At 60.6% G+C, this 15,840-nt stretch carries 14 protein-coding genes and 1 pseudogene; 12 read left to right on the plus strand and 3 right to left on the minus strand.

What is annotated here, in order from left to right:
* The first annotated feature begins 273 nt into the window (after window positions 1–273).
* From AC1DE4_RS19955 to AC1DE4_RS19965, 3 genes and pseudogenes are all read left to right on the plus strand, one after another.
* The gene (locus AC1DE4_RS19955; RefSeq protein WP_477882660.1) at window positions 274–1,635 is read left to right on the plus strand and encodes an NAD(P)-dependent oxidoreductase; all 1,362 of its coding nucleotides are present in this window, start codon (window positions 274–276) and stop codon (window positions 1,633–1,635) included.
* 15 nt (window positions 1,636–1,650) lie between these two features.
* Window positions 1,651–2,964 (plus strand): NAD-dependent dihydropyrimidine dehydrogenase subunit PreA, encoded by a 1,314-nt coding sequence (preA, locus tag AC1DE4_RS19960; RefSeq protein WP_018116930.1) that lies wholly within the window; start codon window positions 1,651–1,653, stop codon window positions 2,962–2,964.
* Window positions 2,965–3,097: 133 nt separating this feature from the next.
* Window positions 3,098–3,389: pseudogene (locus AC1DE4_RS19965) on the plus strand (GIY-YIG nuclease family protein).
* Window positions 3,390–3,477: 88 nt separating this feature from the next.
* On the opposite strand, the gene ftrA reads toward AC1DE4_RS19965, so the two are convergent.
* Complete coding sequence (gene ftrA, locus AC1DE4_RS19970) at window positions 3,478–4,467, minus strand: transcriptional regulator FtrA (protein WP_169683541.1); 990 nt, start codon at window positions 4,465–4,467, stop codon at window positions 3,478–3,480.
* A gap of 68 nt (window positions 4,468–4,535) precedes the next feature.
* Here ftrA and AC1DE4_RS19975 point away from each other — a divergent pair, with 68 nt between their 5' ends.
* Together AC1DE4_RS19975 and AC1DE4_RS19980 are read left to right on the plus strand one after the other, a co-directional pair.
* Window positions 4,536–4,949: a rhodanese-like domain-containing protein gene (locus AC1DE4_RS19975; protein ID WP_169683543.1), complete on the plus strand. Its 414-nt coding sequence runs from the start codon at window positions 4,536–4,538 to the stop codon at window positions 4,947–4,949.
* A gap of 88 nt (window positions 4,950–5,037) precedes the next feature.
* Window positions 5,038–6,105 (plus strand): glycosyltransferase family 4 protein, encoded by a 1,068-nt coding sequence (locus AC1DE4_RS19980; protein WP_477882663.1) that lies wholly within the window; start codon window positions 5,038–5,040, stop codon window positions 6,103–6,105.
* Window positions 6,106–6,115: 10 nt separating this feature from the next.
* Here AC1DE4_RS19980 and AC1DE4_RS19985 read toward each other — a convergent pair whose 3' ends face one another.
* Entirely contained in the window at window positions 6,116–6,772 is a 657-nt protein-coding gene (locus AC1DE4_RS19985) for a TetR family transcriptional regulator C-terminal domain-containing protein (RefSeq protein WP_018116926.1), read from the minus strand.
* Between the two features lie 302 nt (window positions 6,773–7,074).
* On the opposite strand from AC1DE4_RS19985, the gene AC1DE4_RS19990 reads away from it, so the two are divergent.
* Entirely contained in the window at window positions 7,075–8,328 is a 1,254-nt protein-coding gene (locus AC1DE4_RS19990; protein ID WP_169683547.1) for a Zn-dependent hydrolase, read from the plus strand.
* A gap of 78 nt (window positions 8,329–8,406) precedes the next feature.
* On the plus strand, window positions 8,407–9,861 hold the full coding sequence (gene hydA, locus AC1DE4_RS19995) for a dihydropyrimidinase (protein WP_477882665.1): 1,455 nt from the start codon (window positions 8,407–8,409) through the stop codon (window positions 9,859–9,861).
* Between the two features lie 9 nt (window positions 9,862–9,870).
* On the opposite strand, the gene AC1DE4_RS20000 is transcribed toward hydA, so the two are convergent.
* Window positions 9,871–10,284 carry a cupin domain-containing protein gene (locus tag AC1DE4_RS20000; RefSeq protein WP_018858244.1) on the minus strand — a complete coding sequence of 138 codons (414 nt, stop codon included), beginning with the start codon at window positions 10,282–10,284 and terminating at the stop codon, window positions 9,871–9,873.
* Between the two features lie 95 nt (window positions 10,285–10,379).
* Here AC1DE4_RS20000 and AC1DE4_RS20005 point away from each other — a divergent pair, with 95 nt between their 5' ends.
* From AC1DE4_RS20005 to AC1DE4_RS20025, 5 genes are all read left to right on the plus strand, one after another.
* Window positions 10,380–11,168 carry an ABC transporter ATP-binding protein gene (locus AC1DE4_RS20005; protein WP_018116922.1) on the plus strand — a complete coding sequence of 263 codons (789 nt, stop codon included), beginning with the start codon at window positions 10,380–10,382 and terminating at the stop codon, window positions 11,166–11,168.
* A 36-nt stretch (window positions 11,169–11,204) separates the two neighbouring features.
* The gene (locus tag AC1DE4_RS20010) at window positions 11,205–12,089 is read left to right on the plus strand and encodes an ABC transporter permease (protein ID WP_477882667.1); all 885 of its coding nucleotides are present in this window, start codon (window positions 11,205–11,207) and stop codon (window positions 12,087–12,089) included.
* Window positions 12,086–13,213, plus strand: a complete 1,128-nt coding sequence (locus tag AC1DE4_RS20015; RefSeq protein WP_025660124.1) for an ABC transporter permease — start codon at window positions 12,086–12,088, stop codon at window positions 13,211–13,213. The genes AC1DE4_RS20010 and AC1DE4_RS20015 overlap by 4 nt, the downstream gene beginning before the upstream one ends.
* Window positions 13,214–13,269: 56 nt before the next feature.
* On the plus strand, window positions 13,270–14,241 hold the full coding sequence (locus AC1DE4_RS20020) for an ABC transporter substrate-binding protein (protein ID WP_018116919.1): 972 nt from the start codon (window positions 13,270–13,272) through the stop codon (window positions 14,239–14,241).
* Window positions 14,242–14,642: 401 nt separating this feature from the next.
* Window positions 14,643–15,833: an efflux RND transporter periplasmic adaptor subunit gene (locus AC1DE4_RS20025; protein ID WP_018116918.1), complete on the plus strand. Its 1,191-nt coding sequence runs from the start codon at window positions 14,643–14,645 to the stop codon at window positions 15,831–15,833.
* Window positions 15,834–15,840 lie beyond the last annotated feature (7 nt).

Consider the following 15,840-nt stretch of genomic DNA (forward strand, 5'->3'; position numbering starts at 1 on the left):
CGCATGTTGGGTCGATGCGGTCATCGTTCGGATATCGCAGTAACGGGCAAGTATCCGAATGGTTCCGGGAACCAGTGAGAAAAAGTCGATTTTTTTACTTTTTTATTTTCAGGCCGAAGTCACCGGTGCACGGCCATCCGCCGCGCAGAAATTAATTCCATTAAAACAATGTGATAACGGCGATATCAGGCAAAAATTTTACCGTTTGATAAATTTTTGAAGCTGAGTTACGCTTCCTCTTACTGGCCGTTTACCAATAATGAGGGAACTTCAATGGAACGACTGGGAACTGGGATTCGTGCTGGCCGGCTTTCGCCCGCCGAATACGATTCGAACTTCTCCGATCTTCATCCGCGCCTCGACAAACACGAGGCGCTGGTCGCAGCCGACCGCTGTTATTTCTGCTACGACGCGCCGTGCATGACGGCCTGTCCCACCTCCATCGACATCCCGCTCTTCATCCGGCAGATCGCCACCGGAAATCCGATCGGATCGGCGAAGACGATCTTTGACCAGAATATTCTGGGCGGCATGTGCGCCCGCGTCTGTCCCACCGAAGATCTGTGCGAGCAAGCCTGCGTGCGCAACACGGCAGAGGAACGCCCTGTCGAAATCGGTCGCCTGCAGCGATATGCGACCGATACGGCCATGGAGGCGGACAAGCAGTTCTACAGCCGCGCCGCCTCGACCGGAAGGAAGATCGCCGTCGTGGGCGCCGGCCCGGCTGGCCTCGCCGCGGCCCATCGCCTCGCGGTCAAGGGCCATGATGTCGTCATCTATGACGCAAAGCCGAAGTCTGGCGGCCTCAACGAATACGGCATCGCCACCTACAAGGCCGTTGACGACTTCGCGCAAAAGGAAGTGGACTACGTCCTGGCCATCGGCGGCATTGAAGTTCGCCACAACCAGCAGCTCGGCCGTAATTTCTCCCTCGCCGATCTGCAGTCGCAATATGATGCGGTCTTCCTCGGCATCGGCCTTTCAGGCGTCAACGCGCTGCGGGTCGAAGGCGAAAACCTGCCGGGCGTCGATGATGCCGTGGACTTCATCGCCGGCCTTCGGCAGGCTGCTGACAAGGGCGACATTGCGGTCGGTCGCCGCGTCGTCGTTCTCGGCGGCGGTATGACGGCGATCGACGCGGCCGTGCAAGCCAAGCTGCTCGGCGCCGAGGAAGTGACGATCTGCTATCGCCGCGGCAAGGAGCATATGAACGCCTCGGAATTCGAGCAGGATCTCGCGACCTCCAGGGGCGTCATCATTCGTCACTGGCTGGCGCCGAAATCCATTCTCGCGCAGGACGGCAAAGTCGCCGCGATCGAGGTGGAATACACCAAGCTGGTCGACGGTCGCTTGTCGACGACGGGCGAGACTGGCGTCATCGCCGCTGATCAGATCTTCAAGGCGATCGGTCAGACTCTCGACACCTCCAGCCTCGGCGCGCTGCGCTTGGAATCCGGCCGCATCGCCGTCGATACTGATGGCAAGACCTCGCTCGACGGCGTCTGGGCCGGCGGCGACTGCGTCTTCGGCGGTGACGACCTAACCGTCTCGGCGGTCGCGCAGGGCCGCGATGCCGCTGAATCCATCAACCGCATGCTTGCTGCCGGTGCGCAGCCGGCCGTTGCCGTCGCGTGAAGGGGAGAATGAACAATGGCTGATCTCCGCAATAATTTCGTCGGCATCAAGTCGCCCAACCCGTTCTGGCTGGCCTCGGCACCGCCGACCGACAAGGCCTACAACGTCGAACGTGCCTTCAAGGCCGGATGGGGCGGCGTCGTCTGGAAGACGCTTGGTGAGGAAGGCCCCCCGGTCGTGAACGTCAACGGCCCGCGCTACGGCGCGATCTGGGGCGCCGACCGCCGCCTGCTCGGCTTGAACAACATCGAGCTCATCACAGACCGCGACCTCTACACCAACCTGCGCGAAATGAAGCAGGTGAAGATGAACTGGCCCGACCGGGCCTTGATCGCTTCGATCATGGTTCCCTGCGAGGAGAATGCCTGGAAGGCAATCCTGCCGCTGGTCGAGGAGACCGGTGCCGACGGCATCGAACTCAACTTCGGCTGTCCGCACGGCATGTCGGAACGCGGTATGGGCTCCGCGGTCGGACAGGTGCCTGAGTATATCGAAATGGTCGTGCGCTGGTGCAAGCAGTACACGCGCATGCCCGTCATCACGAAGCTGACACCAAATATCACCGATATCCGCAAGCCAGCCCGTGCTGCCAAGGCCGGCGGCACCGATGCCGTGTCGCTGATCAACACGATCAATTCGATCACCTCGGTCAATCTCGACACCTTCTCGCCGGAACCGTCGATCGACGGGCGCGGCAGCCACGGCGGCTATTGCGGCCCGGCGGTGAAGCCGATCGCCCTCAACATGGTCGCCGAGATCGCCCGCGATCCGGAGACCTACGGCCTGCCGATATCAGGTATCGGCGGCATCACCACCTGGCGCGATGCGGCTGAGTTCCTGGCGCTCGGCGCCGGCAACGTGCAAGTCTGCACGGCGGCGATGACCTACGGCTTCAAGATCGTCCAGGAGATGATCACGGGGCTTTCCGACTGGATGGACGCCAAGGGTCACCGCAACCTCGACGACATCACCGGCCGCGCAGTGCCGAATGTTTCCGACTGGCAGTATCTCAACCTGAACTACATCGCCAAGGCGAAGATCGATCAGGATGCCTGCATCAAGTGCGGTCGCTGTCACATCGCCTGTGAGGACACCTCGCACCAGGCGATCACCCAGTTCGTCAACGGCGTCAGGCATTTCGAGGTGATGGAAGAGGAATGCGTCGGCTGCAATCTTTGCGTCAACGTCTGCCCTGTCGAGAACTGCATCACCATGGAGCAGCTCCCCGTCGGTGACCTCGACAAGCGCACCGGAAAGATCGTCGATCCGAATTATGCAAACTGGACGACGCACCCGAACAACCCGATGGCTCGCCAGGCAGCGGAGTAAGATCAAGGGTGCCGCAAAACTCCGTGCGGCACCCCCTCCCTCATTCCTGTGCTCGTCACAGGAATCCAGCCACGGCGCGTCGGCGCCGTGAATGACTCTTGCTCAATGCGGGCATTTTCGCCATTCTTCAACCATGAAGGGTTGCGTCGATATTCTCGCATCCCCGCGAAACGGCACGCTTTATACCGGCGTGACCCGCGATCTCTCAGCCCAGCTTTTCGGGCATCAGGGCGAGCTACCAGGAGGTTTCACGTCTCGATACGGCGTGAAGATGCTGGTGTGGTTCGAGGAGCATGATCTGCTGACGACGGCGATCACGCGGGAGAAGACCATTAAAAATGGCCGCGGGGCAGTGGAAACTCAACCTGATCGAAGCGACGAACCCCGAACGGGAGGATATTTCATCTTTTCTGCACAGCCTATGAGTCTTCTGCCGTGCCGACGCAAGGCTGCTGGATTCCTGTGACAAGCACAGGAATGAGGGTGGCGGGTGAGGCACCCGACCTACCTCTTTTACCCCGCAAAAGTCTTCCGGTATGCCCTGGGGCTCGTGCCCAACCGTTTGCGAAAATGGTGCCGCATCGTCGCCAGCGTTCCAAAGCCGCTGGCGACCGCGATATCGTCGAGAGACCCGCTGATCTCCTTTTCCAGCAATTCGCGTGCATGGCGAAGCCTCTCCTTGAGCAGCCATTCGCCGACGCTGAGCCCGGTCGTGCTTTCGAACCGGCGCTGAAAGGTCCGGTGGCTCATCCCAGCTTTCGCGGCAAGCAGGCTGATCGGCTGCTCCTCGTCCAGCCGCTGCCGCATCCAGTCCATGAGCGGGCTTAGCCGGATGCCTTCACGCTCCAGCGGCACCGGCGCATGGATGAACTGCGCCTGCCCGCCCTCGCGATGCGGCGGCAAAACCAGGCGACGCGCAACACTGTTGGCGGCCTCGGCGCCGAAGTCACCACGGACCACATGCAGGCAGAGATCAATACCGGCAGCACTCCCGGCTGCCGTCAGGATGGGGCCCTCATCCATGTAAAGCACATCAGCATCGAAGTTGATGTCGGGATAGCGTTTCGAGATCGAGGCGACATATCGCCAATGCGTGGTGGCGCGGCGATGGCGAAGAAGCCCTGTTGCGGCAAGCACCGCGACACCCGAGCAGAGAGACATGATCCGCGCACCGCGCTGGTGGGCCGCGCACAGCGCATCGATCAGGGCACCCGGAACCTCCGCATCGATCGAGCGCCAGCCGGGCACGACGATCAGATCCGCCTTCTCCAGCACGTCCAGTCCATGATCGACGGAGACGGTCAAGCCGCCAGCAGCGCGAAGCGGCCCAGGCTCGACCCCGCAGACCGAATAGCGATACCAGCCCTCGCCCATTTCCGGACGCGGCAGGCCGAAAACCTCGTAAGCGATGCCGAATTCGAAGGTGCAGAGCCCGTCATAGGCGAGCACAACAACATGGGGTCCTCTCAACGCATTTGGCATGATCTTTACGCTAACCGTCATTATGGCCAATTTCGCAAAGCCATAACATCGGCGATGGTTGGCGGCAACTCGAACCGAAAGGAAACGTCATGCCGAGCTTCGTCGCCGAAGTCCCTGCCGCCTCTCCCGAAGCCACTGCCGCCTACTATGCCCGCAAGCTCTCCTTCGAGACCGATTGCTGGGACGTCCACGCATCGCTCACCGCCGGCCACGGCGACTTCGTGCTGTTGGATGTCCGCTCTCCGACCCATTACGCCGCCGCCCACATTCCGGGCGCGATCAACCTCCCGCACGGCAAAATGACGGCCCATCACATGTCGAAATGGCCGGCAGATACGCTCTTCGTCGTCTATTGCGCCGGCCCGCATTGCAACGGGACCGACAAGGCAGCCCTGCGCCTTGCCCGGCTAGGGCTACAAGTGAAGGTCATGATCGGCGGAATGACCGGCTGGGCAGACGAAGGGTTTTCCTTCGAGAGCAGCCCGGCGACAGCCGCGGCCTGACGAAACGTTCGCTGCATGGCCTGCACGGGAGATTGAATTTTCTAACGCCGGTGCGATAGTCGGGAGGCGCAAAGAGGTAGCCTCCCGCATGACACGTCATATCGTTGCGATCGGTCAGTTGCCTCCGCCGCTCAACGGCTTCTCGTTCGCGACCAAGAGCATGATCGCGCTTCTTTCGGAAGCAATGAGCGTCACCGTGTGCAACATCGCTCCAGCGGCAGGCAGTCCCTCGCTGCTGAGGCATCCGATCAACTTCAGCCGTGTCCTCCGTGCCTGCCTCCCGCTGTTTCGCGGCCGCAAACATCACGACAGGATCTGCTATCTCGCCTGCGAAGGAGGGCTGGGTTTAGTCTACACCTTGCTGCTTGTTCTAGTCGCGAGACTGGTCGCCTACTCCATCTACCTGCACCATCACAGTTTCAGCTACATCGACAGGCCAAGTTTACTAATGCAGGCCATCCTGACGCTCGGCGGCCGACAACTGCAACACATCTTCCTATGCGACATCATGCTCGAGCGATTCACCGAGACTTACGGCCGACGCGTCCGTAGCAGCCTGATCTCCAATGCGGCCTACGTGACCCCGCAAGACGAAGGGGACGAGCCGAAGGACCGCGCGCATCTCGTGATCGGCATGCTTAGCAATCTCACCACCGAGAAAGGTCTCGAAACGTTTCTTCATCTCGCAAGGCAAGCGCGAAGCGAGAACGTGCCGATTAGGGCGATCCTTGCGGGGCCGGCTGGCGCTAGCGAGCGCGTGGCCATCGATGCCGCCGTCGCGGAACTTGGCGATACCCTGGATTATCGGGGCGCCCTCTATGACGACGCGAAGGCTGCCTTCTATAGCGAACTTGACGTCTTCGTTTTTCCCACAGCCTATGACAACGAGGCCCAGCCGCTGGTGATCTTCGAAGCAAAGGCCGCCGGAAACGCGGTCATCTCCAGCGACCGCGGCTGCATCAGGAAACAGCTCGACGAAAACGATCTGCTGATCCACTCGGGCGGCGAGTTTGTACCGACCGCATTGGCGTGGTTGGCGGCGATGTCGCCAGAGCCCGCCCTGGAAGCAAGACGGAAGGCGATCCGGCAAGCCTATAGAACCCGCCATGCCAAGGCACGCGCCGCTATCGGCACGCTCTTGGATTTCGACGAATGATGGCGCGACGTCAGGAGGCGCCTGGCACCGGCTTAACCTTCAGTCCGTCGATGAACAGCTGTTCGAGAAAGCGCGCGGCATCCTCGAAGCGGCCGGCACCTGCATGCTCCTGCCCGAGCACCGCCCGCACCTGAACATCGAAGTCGGCATAGTGCTGCGTTGTCGACCAGATCGAGAAGATCAGGTGGTATGGATCACACCTGGCGATCTTCCCGGCTTTCGCCCAGGCTCGGATGACCTCGGCCTTCTCGTCGACGAGTTCCTTCAGCGGACCCTTCAGTTCGTCTTCGACATGGGGTGCACCCTGCAGCATCTCGTTGGCGAAAAGCCGGCTCTCGCGCGGGAAATCGCGGGCCATTTCGAGTTTGCGTCTGATGTAGCTGCGGATCTCGCTTTCCGGATTGCCATCGGCGTCAAAGGCTCTCAACGGCTCCAGCCAGGTAAAGAGCACGCGGTCGATCAGCGCCCGGTGGATCGCTTCCTTGGTGCGAAAGTAATAAAGCAAGTTCGGCTTCGACATGCCGGCAACTTCGGCAATCTGATCAATAGTGGAGCCACGAAAGCCGTTGACCGAAAACACATCGAGCGCGGCTTCAAGAATTTGCTCTTCCTTCTCTTCTTGAATGCGCGTGCGGCGCTGGGTCTTGGCTGCTCTCGGGATTGCCATGTCGATCTTGTTTTCCCTTCAAATTCAACCGTTTCACTCAAGATTGAACCGGCGCGGCACCGTGCTACAAAAATGAGCAGATGCCGGTAATTTTGTCTGTATTTTTCCTGATTTTCGTCTTGAGCCCAGCGCCGGAAGTTGTAATGTTTACCAATCGGTCAAATTATCGATCAGATGCTAAACAAAGGCAACTGGCGATTTTCCGGCGCTAACAAAACAAACAAGGGCGCTCGGATACTGACCACGGGAACAGGCGGCCATGTGCATTGCATGACCGCAGAAAACAGGTGAGGACTTTAGACATGGTGGCAGCGCCAGGCGAGAACATGCGCGTCAACGGGGACCGTCTTTGGGACAGCCTCATGGAGATGGCAAAGATCGGCCCGGGAATTGCTGGCGGTAACAATCGCCAGACCTTAACGGATTCCGATGCCGAAGGGCGCAGCCTCTTCCGGACATGGTGCGAAGACGCAGGCATGACGCTGGGCGTCGACAAGATGGGCACGATGTTCGCGACCCGGCCGGGCACCGATCCGGACGCGCTGCCTGTTTATGTCGGCTCGCACCTCGACACGCAGCCGACCGGCGGTAAGTATGACGGCGTACTCGGCGTGCTTGGCGCACTCGAGGCCGTCCGCACCATGAACGACCTCGGCATCAAGACCAAGCACCCTGTTGTCGTCACCAACTGGACCAACGAGGAAGGCGCCCGCTTTGCGCCCGCCATGCTCGCCTCCGGCGTTTTCGCCGGCGCCCATACGCTGGAATATGCCTATGACCGCAAGGATCCCGAAGGCAAGACGTTCGGCGAGGAACTGAAGCGCATCGGCTGGGTTGGCGACGAAGAGGTCGGCGCGCGCAAGATGCACGCCTATTTCGAGTATCACATCGAGCAGGGTCCGATCCTTGAGGTCGAGAACAAGCAGATCGGCGTGGTCACGCACTGTCAGGGCCTGTGGTGGCTGGAGTTCACGCTGACCGGCAGGGAGGCCCATACCGGTTCGACCCCGATGAACATGCGCGTCAACGCCGGCCTTGCGATGTCGCGCATCATGGAAATGGTGCAGACCGTGGCGATGGAAAACCAGCCGGGCGCCGTCGGCGGCGTCGGCCAGGTGTTTTTCACGCCGAACTCCCGCAACGTCCTGCCGGGCAAGGTCGTCTTCACCGTCGACATCCGCTCGCCGGATCAGGCGAAACTCGACGGCATGCGTACCAGGATCGAGGCGGAAGCACCCAAGATTTGCGAGGCGCTGGGCGTCGGCTGCGCGATCGAGGCGATCGGCCACTTCGCGCCCGTCACCTTCGATCCCACGCTTGTTTCCCGCGTGCGCGGTGCTGCCGAACGGCTCGGCTATAGCCACATGAACCTCATCTCGGGTGCGGGCCACGACGCCTGCTGGGCCGCGAAGGTGGCCCCTACAACGATGGTCATGTGCCCCTGCGTCGGGGGCCTCTCGCACAACGAGGCGGAGGACATCTCCAAGGAATGGGCGACGGCCGGCGCTGACGTCCTCTTCCACGCCGTCGTCGAGACCGCTGAAATCGTTGCATAATCAAGGGCGGGGTCATTCCCGCCTTTTCTTTTACCAGCGGACGAAGAGCCGCGAGCAATCAATGCAAGGGAACTGATCATGAGCAAAGTCATCAAGGGCGGAACCATCGTCACCGCCGACCTGACCTACAAGGCGGACGTGAAGATCGAGGGCAGCAAGATCGTCGAGATCGGCCCGAACCTCTCCGGCACCGAAACGCTCGATGCGACGGGCTGCTACGTGATGCCGGGTGGCATCGACCCGCACGTTCACCTCGAAATGCCGTTCATGGGCACCTATTCCTCCGACGACTTCGAAAGCGGCACGCGCGCCGGTCTCGCCGGCGGCACGACCATGGTCGTCGATTTCTGCCTGCCGGGGCCGGAGCAATCGCTGCTCGAAGCGCTGCAGATGTGGGACAACAAGACGAGCCGCGCCAACGCCGACTACTCGTTCCACATGGCGATCACCGGCTGGAACGAGCGCGTCTTCAACGAGATGGAGATAGTGGTCAAGGAAAAGGGCATCAACACCTTTAAGCACTTCATGGCCTACAAGGGCGCGCTGATGGTGAACGACGACGAAATGTTCGCCTCCTTCCAGCGCTGTGCCGAACTCGGCGCGCTGCCGCTGGTGCATGCCGAAAACGGCGACGTCGTTGCCTCGATGACCGCAAAGCTTCTTGCCGAAGGCAACAACGGTCCGGAGGCGCACGCCTACTCCCGTCCGCCCGAGGTCGAAGGCGAGGCAACCAATCGCGCCATCATGCTGGCCGACATGGCGGGTGTGCCGCTCTACGTCGTGCATACCTCCTGCGAACAGGCGCATGAAGCGATCCGTCGCGCCCGCCAGAAGGGCATGCGCGTCTACGGTGAACCACTGATCCAGCATCTGACGCTCGATGAAAGCGAATATTTCAACAAGGACTGGGACCATGCTGCCCGCCGTGTCATGTCCCCGCCCTTCCGCAACAAACAGCATCAGGACAGCCTCTGGGCCGGCCTGCAATCCGGATCGCTCTCGGTCGTGGCGACGGACCATTGCGCCTTCACCACCGATCAGAAGCGCTTCGGCGTTGGTGATTTCTCCAAGATCCCGAATGGCACTGGCGGCCTCGAAGACCGACTGCCGATGTTGTGGACCCAGGGCGTCAACACCGGCCGCCTGACGATGAACGAGTTCGTTGCGGTCACCTCGACCAACATTGCCAAGATCCTCAACGTCTATCCGAAGAAGGGCGCGATCCTCGTCGGCGCCGATGCCGATATCGTCGTCTGGGATCCCAAGCGCTCGAAGACGATCTCGGCCAAGACCCAGCAATCATCGATCGACTACAACGTCTTCGAAGGCAAGCAGGTCACCGGCCTGCCGCGCTACACGCTGACGCGCGGCGAAGTCGCGATCGAGGAAAGCACCGTCAAGACGAAGGAAGGACACGGCCAGTTCGTGAAGCGCGAGCCGTTCCAGGCGGTTAACAAGGCGCTGTCGACATGGAAGGAGCTCGTGGCGCCGCGCAAGGTCGAACGGTCAGGCATCCCGGCGACGGGGGTCTGATCCTTGGCATCACTCCTTCACCAGCCGATCAAGCTCCGGAAGCAAAACGACGCTTTCCTGCTCGTTCGGGTCCGTGCGGGCGATGATCGCGGTGCAAGGGGTGCTGCTGAGGTTGGCAGGCAGATGCGGCACTCCGGCGGGGATGTAGAACAACTCGCCGGCGTGGACGACGACATGATGCTCCAGCTCGTCGCCGTACCAGGTGTGAGCCTCGCCGGAGAGCATGTAGATCGCCGTTTCATGCGACTCGTGCAGATGCGCCTTGGCGCGAACGCCGGGCGGAATCGTCAGCAAATGCATGCAGATACCCTTGGCGCCGACCGTCTCGGCCGCGATGCCTTCGAAGTAACTGAGCCCCTGCTTGCCATCATAGGCATGACTGGGGTGCACAATGTGACAGGTGGGCTTTGATGTCGCGTCCATCGTCATCCTCCATGGACCTTGCCGGAACAATGAAAACAGCTACTCATACTATCACGCAAACCGCGGAAGCGCGGGGAAAACAGGATACACAAGCGTTGACGCAAGCTACCTCAGTCGTATCCGCCAAGGACCTCTGTCTGACCTACGATGCCAGTGACGCTCCTGTGCATGCGCTGACCAACGTCAATCTCGACGTGCGCAAGGGCGACTTCGTCTCGTTCATTGGCCCTTCCGGCTGCGGAAAGACGACATTTCTGCGCGTTATTGCCGATCTGGAAAAGAAAACATCGGGCGAAATCACCGTCAACGGCATGACGCCTGAGGAGGCCCGCAAGGCCCGCGCCTACGGCTATGTCTTCCAGGCGCCGGCGCTCTATCCCTGGCGGACCATCGAGAAGAATATCGCCCTGCCGCTCGAGATCATGGGCTATGCGTCGGCCGATCAGAAGAAGCGCATCGCCGATGCGCTCGATCTCGTCAATCTTACCGGCTTCGAGAAGAAGTTCCCCTGGCAGCTTTCCGGCGGCATGCAGCAGCGTGCCTCCATCGCCCGCGCGCTCGCCTTCGATGCCGACTTGCTCCTGATGGACGAACCCTTCGGCGCGCTTGACGAAATCGTCCGCGACCACCTGAACGAGGAGCTTCTGAAGCTCTGGGCGCGCACCAACAAGACGATCTGCTTCGTCACCCACTCGATCCCCGAGGCGGTCTACCTCTCCACCAAGATTGTCGTGATGTCGCCTCGCCCCGGCCGCGTGACTGATGTCATCGACTCGCCGCTTCCCAGGGAGCGACCGCTGGACATCCGCGAGGCGCCCGAGTTCCTCGAAATCGCCCACCGCGTGCGCGAAGGCCTGAGAGCGGGGCACAGCTATGAGCACTAAGGCACTTAGCGTTGGAACCGTTGCGCGGGGGCGCTCATGAAGCCCGACACTCTCAAAGACAGGATCGTCCCCGTCGTCACGATCCTCGTGGTCCTGATCGCGATCTGGTACGTTGCGGCGGTCCTGATGAACGCCTCCTTCCAGCGGGACATGGATCAGCGCGCCAACCAGACGCCTGACACCATCGAATTCATCGAGAAAACGCTCTCGCAACCGAAGCCGTTGCTGCCCGCGCCCCATCAGGTAGTGCAAAACGTCTTCGAAAACACGTTTCTGCGGAAGCTCTCGAGCAACCGCAGCCTCGTCTACCACAGCTGGGTCACGCTTTCCTCGACGCTGCTTGGCTTCGGCTTCGGCACGCTGCTCGGGATCCTGATCGCCGTCGGGATCGTTCATATCAAGGCGCTCGACCGCAGCCTCATGCCGTGGGTCATTGCTTCGCAGACCGTACCGATCCTGGCAATCGCACCGATGGTGATCGTCGTCCTCGGCGCCATCAACATCACCGGGCTGATCCCGAAGGCGCTGATCTCGACCTACCTCTCCTTCTTCCCGGTCACTGTTGGCATGGTGAAGGGCCTGCGGTCGCCCGAGGTCATGTTCCTCGACCTGATGCGAACCTATAACGCGACACCCGCCCAGACATTCTGGAAGCTGCGTGTTCCGGCATCCRTGCCGTTCCTCTTCACCTCGATGAAGGTCGCGATCGCCGCAAGCCTTGTCGGCGCCATTGTCGGCGAGCTTCCGACCGGCGCCGTCGCCGGCATCGGCTCGAAACTGCTCGCCGGCTCCTATTACAGCCAGACGATCGACATCTGGGCAGCGCTTGTCGCGGGCTCGGTGTTGGCCGCAAGCCTGGTCGCCATCGTCGGCCTTGTCGCAAAGTTCGTCGACCGTTCGATGGGCGGGAGGCCAGCATGAAGCAGATGGCCTTTTCCTGGCAGGGTATTCTTGCCCTGGTGCTGACCGCGATTGCGATGATCACCTTGCCGATCATGGCCGAGGGCGCACCGGACCCGGTGTCGTCGATAACCGCGGGCCTTACGATCGCGTTGATCGTCGCGGTCGCCCTCGTTTCCTTCTCGCCGTTGCCGAAGCTGTATGTCGCCGCCGTTCTGCTGATCGGCGCGCACTGGGCGGCATGGGTCCTGCTCGCTGGTGTGACCGGCAACGAAGGCCTGGCGACGAAATCCTTCTTCCTACTGATGGCCGCCTGCTGGCTGCTTGCCTGGCGATGCGTCACCGAGCTTTCGGCCATGACGCCGGCCTCGAATTTGGGCCGCTCGTGCCTGCGGCTGCTGATCCCGGCAATCTTCGGTGCCTGGATCCTGATACTCTGGGAGGCGCTGACGCGCGGCGCCGGCATTCCCTTCGTCCTGCTGCCGCCACCTAGCGCCATTGGAGCCAGGATCGCCGGCTCGCTGCCGATCCTGGCCGACGACGTACGTCAGACGATCTTCAAGGCAGTATTCGCCGGTTACATCATCGGCTGTAGCGCAGGCTTTGCCGTCGCGATCCTCGCCGATCGCGTCGGTTTCCTGCGCCGGGGCCTTCTGCCGATCGGCAATATGGTGTCGGCGCTCCCGATTATCGGCGTCGCGCCGATCATGGTGATGTGGTTCGGCTTCGACTGGCAGTCGAAGGCAGCCGTCGTCATCATCATGACGTTCTTCCCGATGTTGGTGAACACCGTCGCCGGCCTCACCGCATCCGGCGCGATGGAGCGCGACCTGATGCAGACGTATGCCTCCAACTATTGGCAGACGCTGCTGAAGCTCCGGCTTCCGGCGGCGATGCCCTTCATTTTCAATGCATTGAAGATCAACTCGACGCTGGCGCTGATCGGTGCCATCGTTGCGGAGTTCTTTGGTACGCCGATCGTCGGCATGGGCTTCCGTATCTCCACCGAGATCGGGCGCATGAATGTCGACATGGTCTGGGCCGAAATCGCCATTGCGGCGCTGGTAGGCTCGGTCTTCTATGGCGTCGTCGCCCTCGCCGAAAGGGCGGTGACTTTCTGGCATCCGTCTATCCGTGGTGGCTAGGCGTCGCTTTATTCCCGCGAATGGGATTAGGCATAACTTCAGAGGGAAAAAAGAAAATGAAAAAACTGATTATTGCGATGATGGCGAGCGCGATGTCGCTCGCGGCAACCCAAGCGATGGCTGCCGACAAGGTGACGCTGCAGCTCAAGTGGGTGACGCAGTCGCAGTTCGCCGGTTATTACGTCGCCAAAGAAAAGGGCTACTACGAGGAAGAAGGCCTCGACGTCACCATCAAGCCGGGCGGCCCTGACATTGCGCCGGAACAGGTGATCGCCGGCGGCGGCGCTGACGTCATCGTCGACTGGATGGGCGGCGCGCTTGTTGCTCGTGAGAAGGGCGTTCCGCTCGTCAACATCGCCCAGCCCTACCAGAAATCAGGCATGGAAATGGTCTGCCGCAAGGACGGCCCGATCAAGACCGAAGCCGATTTCAAGGGCCATACGCTCGGCGTCTGGTTCTTCGGCAACGAATATCCGTTCTTCGCCTGGATGAACAAGCTTGGCCTGAAGACCGAAGGCGGTGCCGATGGCGTGACCGTGTTGAAGCAGAGCTTCGACGTGCAGCCGCTGCTGCAGAAGCAGGCCGACTGCATCTCCGTCATGACCTATAACGAATACTGGCAGGCGATCGATGCCGGCTTCAAGCCCGAAGACCTGATCGTCTTCAACTATACCGCCATGGGCAACGACCTTCTCGAAGACGGCCTCTATGCCATGGAAGACAAGCTCAAGGACCCGGCCTTCAAGGAAAAGATGGTCAAGTTCGTCAAGGCTTCGATGAAGGGCTGGAAGTACGCAACCGAGAACCCGGATGAAGCTGCCGGAATCGTCGTTGACGCCGGCGGCCAGGACGAAAACCACCAGAAGCGTATGATGGGCGAAGTTGCCAAGTTGATCGGCGATGGCACCGGCAAGCTCGACACGACCCTCTATGATCGCACGGCCAAGGCACTCCTTGACCAAAAGATCATCAACAAGGAACCGACCGGAGCCTGGACGCACGACGTAACGGACGCTGCTTCCAAGTAATTCGGTAACGACAAGACACGAAACGCGCGGACCCTCCGCGCGTTTTTTCATTTTTTTGCTGTTTTTATCGAAGAAATTTCGCGATCGATGTCGCATCGAGCGGTGCTCGCACGTCATAACAACGACGCAGGATCAACTAACGGAATGCTTGCATAACCGCACAGTGATTGATCTGCATCACATTGGTAATTATTGTGTTCGAACGAGGAATTATTTTCTGCCGGACTTGCGCGATGGGCAAATAGCTACCACGTACAAGCCGAGTTTGCCGGATGAGGGACTTCTTAAGTAAGAGTCGGCAAATGAACGAAAATACTTCTGAGAATACCAATACGGGAACCGGTCATGGGCGCGCTGATGACAACGCGCAAGCTAGGCCGAGCAAAACTGGATGACGACGCATGGCACGTACGCCTGTTAAGATACTTCGCGCCTCAACTCTGCTGATCGCGGCGGTTGTAGCGTCAACGACATTTGCCCAGGAACAGCCGGTCGCAAAGCCGCAACAAAACCTGCCGGCCATCGTCGTGACGAAAGCCTCCACCCGCACGCTCGTCGATCGTGTTGTCGCGACCGGTACGGTTAAGCCAGTCGAGGAAGTCTATATCCAGCCGCAGGTCGAAGGCTTGTCGATCCGTGCGCTCAACGCGGATATCGGCGACAGGGTCCAGGCCGATAGCACGCTGGCGACCCTGAACGACGACGCAATCATCCTGCAGAAAAGCCAGATGCAGGCCACGAAAGCCAAGAACGAGGCGAGCCTTGCCCAGCTTCGCGCACAACTGATTGAAGCAGAGGCTAATGCGGAGCAGGCACGACAGCAGCAGGTCCGCGCCCAGGAAATGGGCAAGAAGGGCACTGTCTCGACGGCAACGGTCGAACAGGCGGATGCCGCTGCAGCTTCCGCCAACGCCCGTGTTGACTCGGCAAAGCAGGCAATCCAGGTAGCCGTCGCGGAGATCAAGGTCACGGAGAGCCAGATCGCGGACGCTGATCTGAAGCTCGCACGCACCGACGTCAAGACGCCGGTCGCCGGTACTGTCGCAGCCAAGAACGCCAGGATCGGAGCGATTGCGCTCGCCACCGGCGATCCGCTTTTCACGGTCATTCGCGATGACGAGATCGAGCTTGTGGCGGAAGTGGGCGAGAGCGAGATTGTGAAGGTTCAACCCGGCCAGAAGGCGACCATCTTGCTCTCTGGTAGTCGCGAAAAGATTAGCGGCTCCGTGCGTCTGGTCTCGCCGACAGTCGATCCGCTCACGCGCCTCGGTTTGGTCCACATTTTGATCGACGATTCCAGCAAGGCGCGTTCGGGTATGTACGGCAGCGCCGACATCGTCGTGCGCACAACGGAAAACGTGGCGCTCCCCGTCTCGGCCGTGCTGTCGGGCAATGAAGGATCCTCGGCCCGTAAGGTCGAGAATAACGTCGTCAAGTTTGCCAAGGTCGAAACCGGCATCCAGGACGGAGCCTATGTCGAGATCGTCAATGGATTGAAAGCTGGCGATGAGGTCGTAGCCAAAGCGGGCGCCTATGTCCGTGACGGCGACCGCATCACGCCGGTTCGTGAACAGCCACCGGTTTCCAACTGAGAGACGG

Source organism: Rhizobium sp. 10N414 (assembly GCF_056394785.1).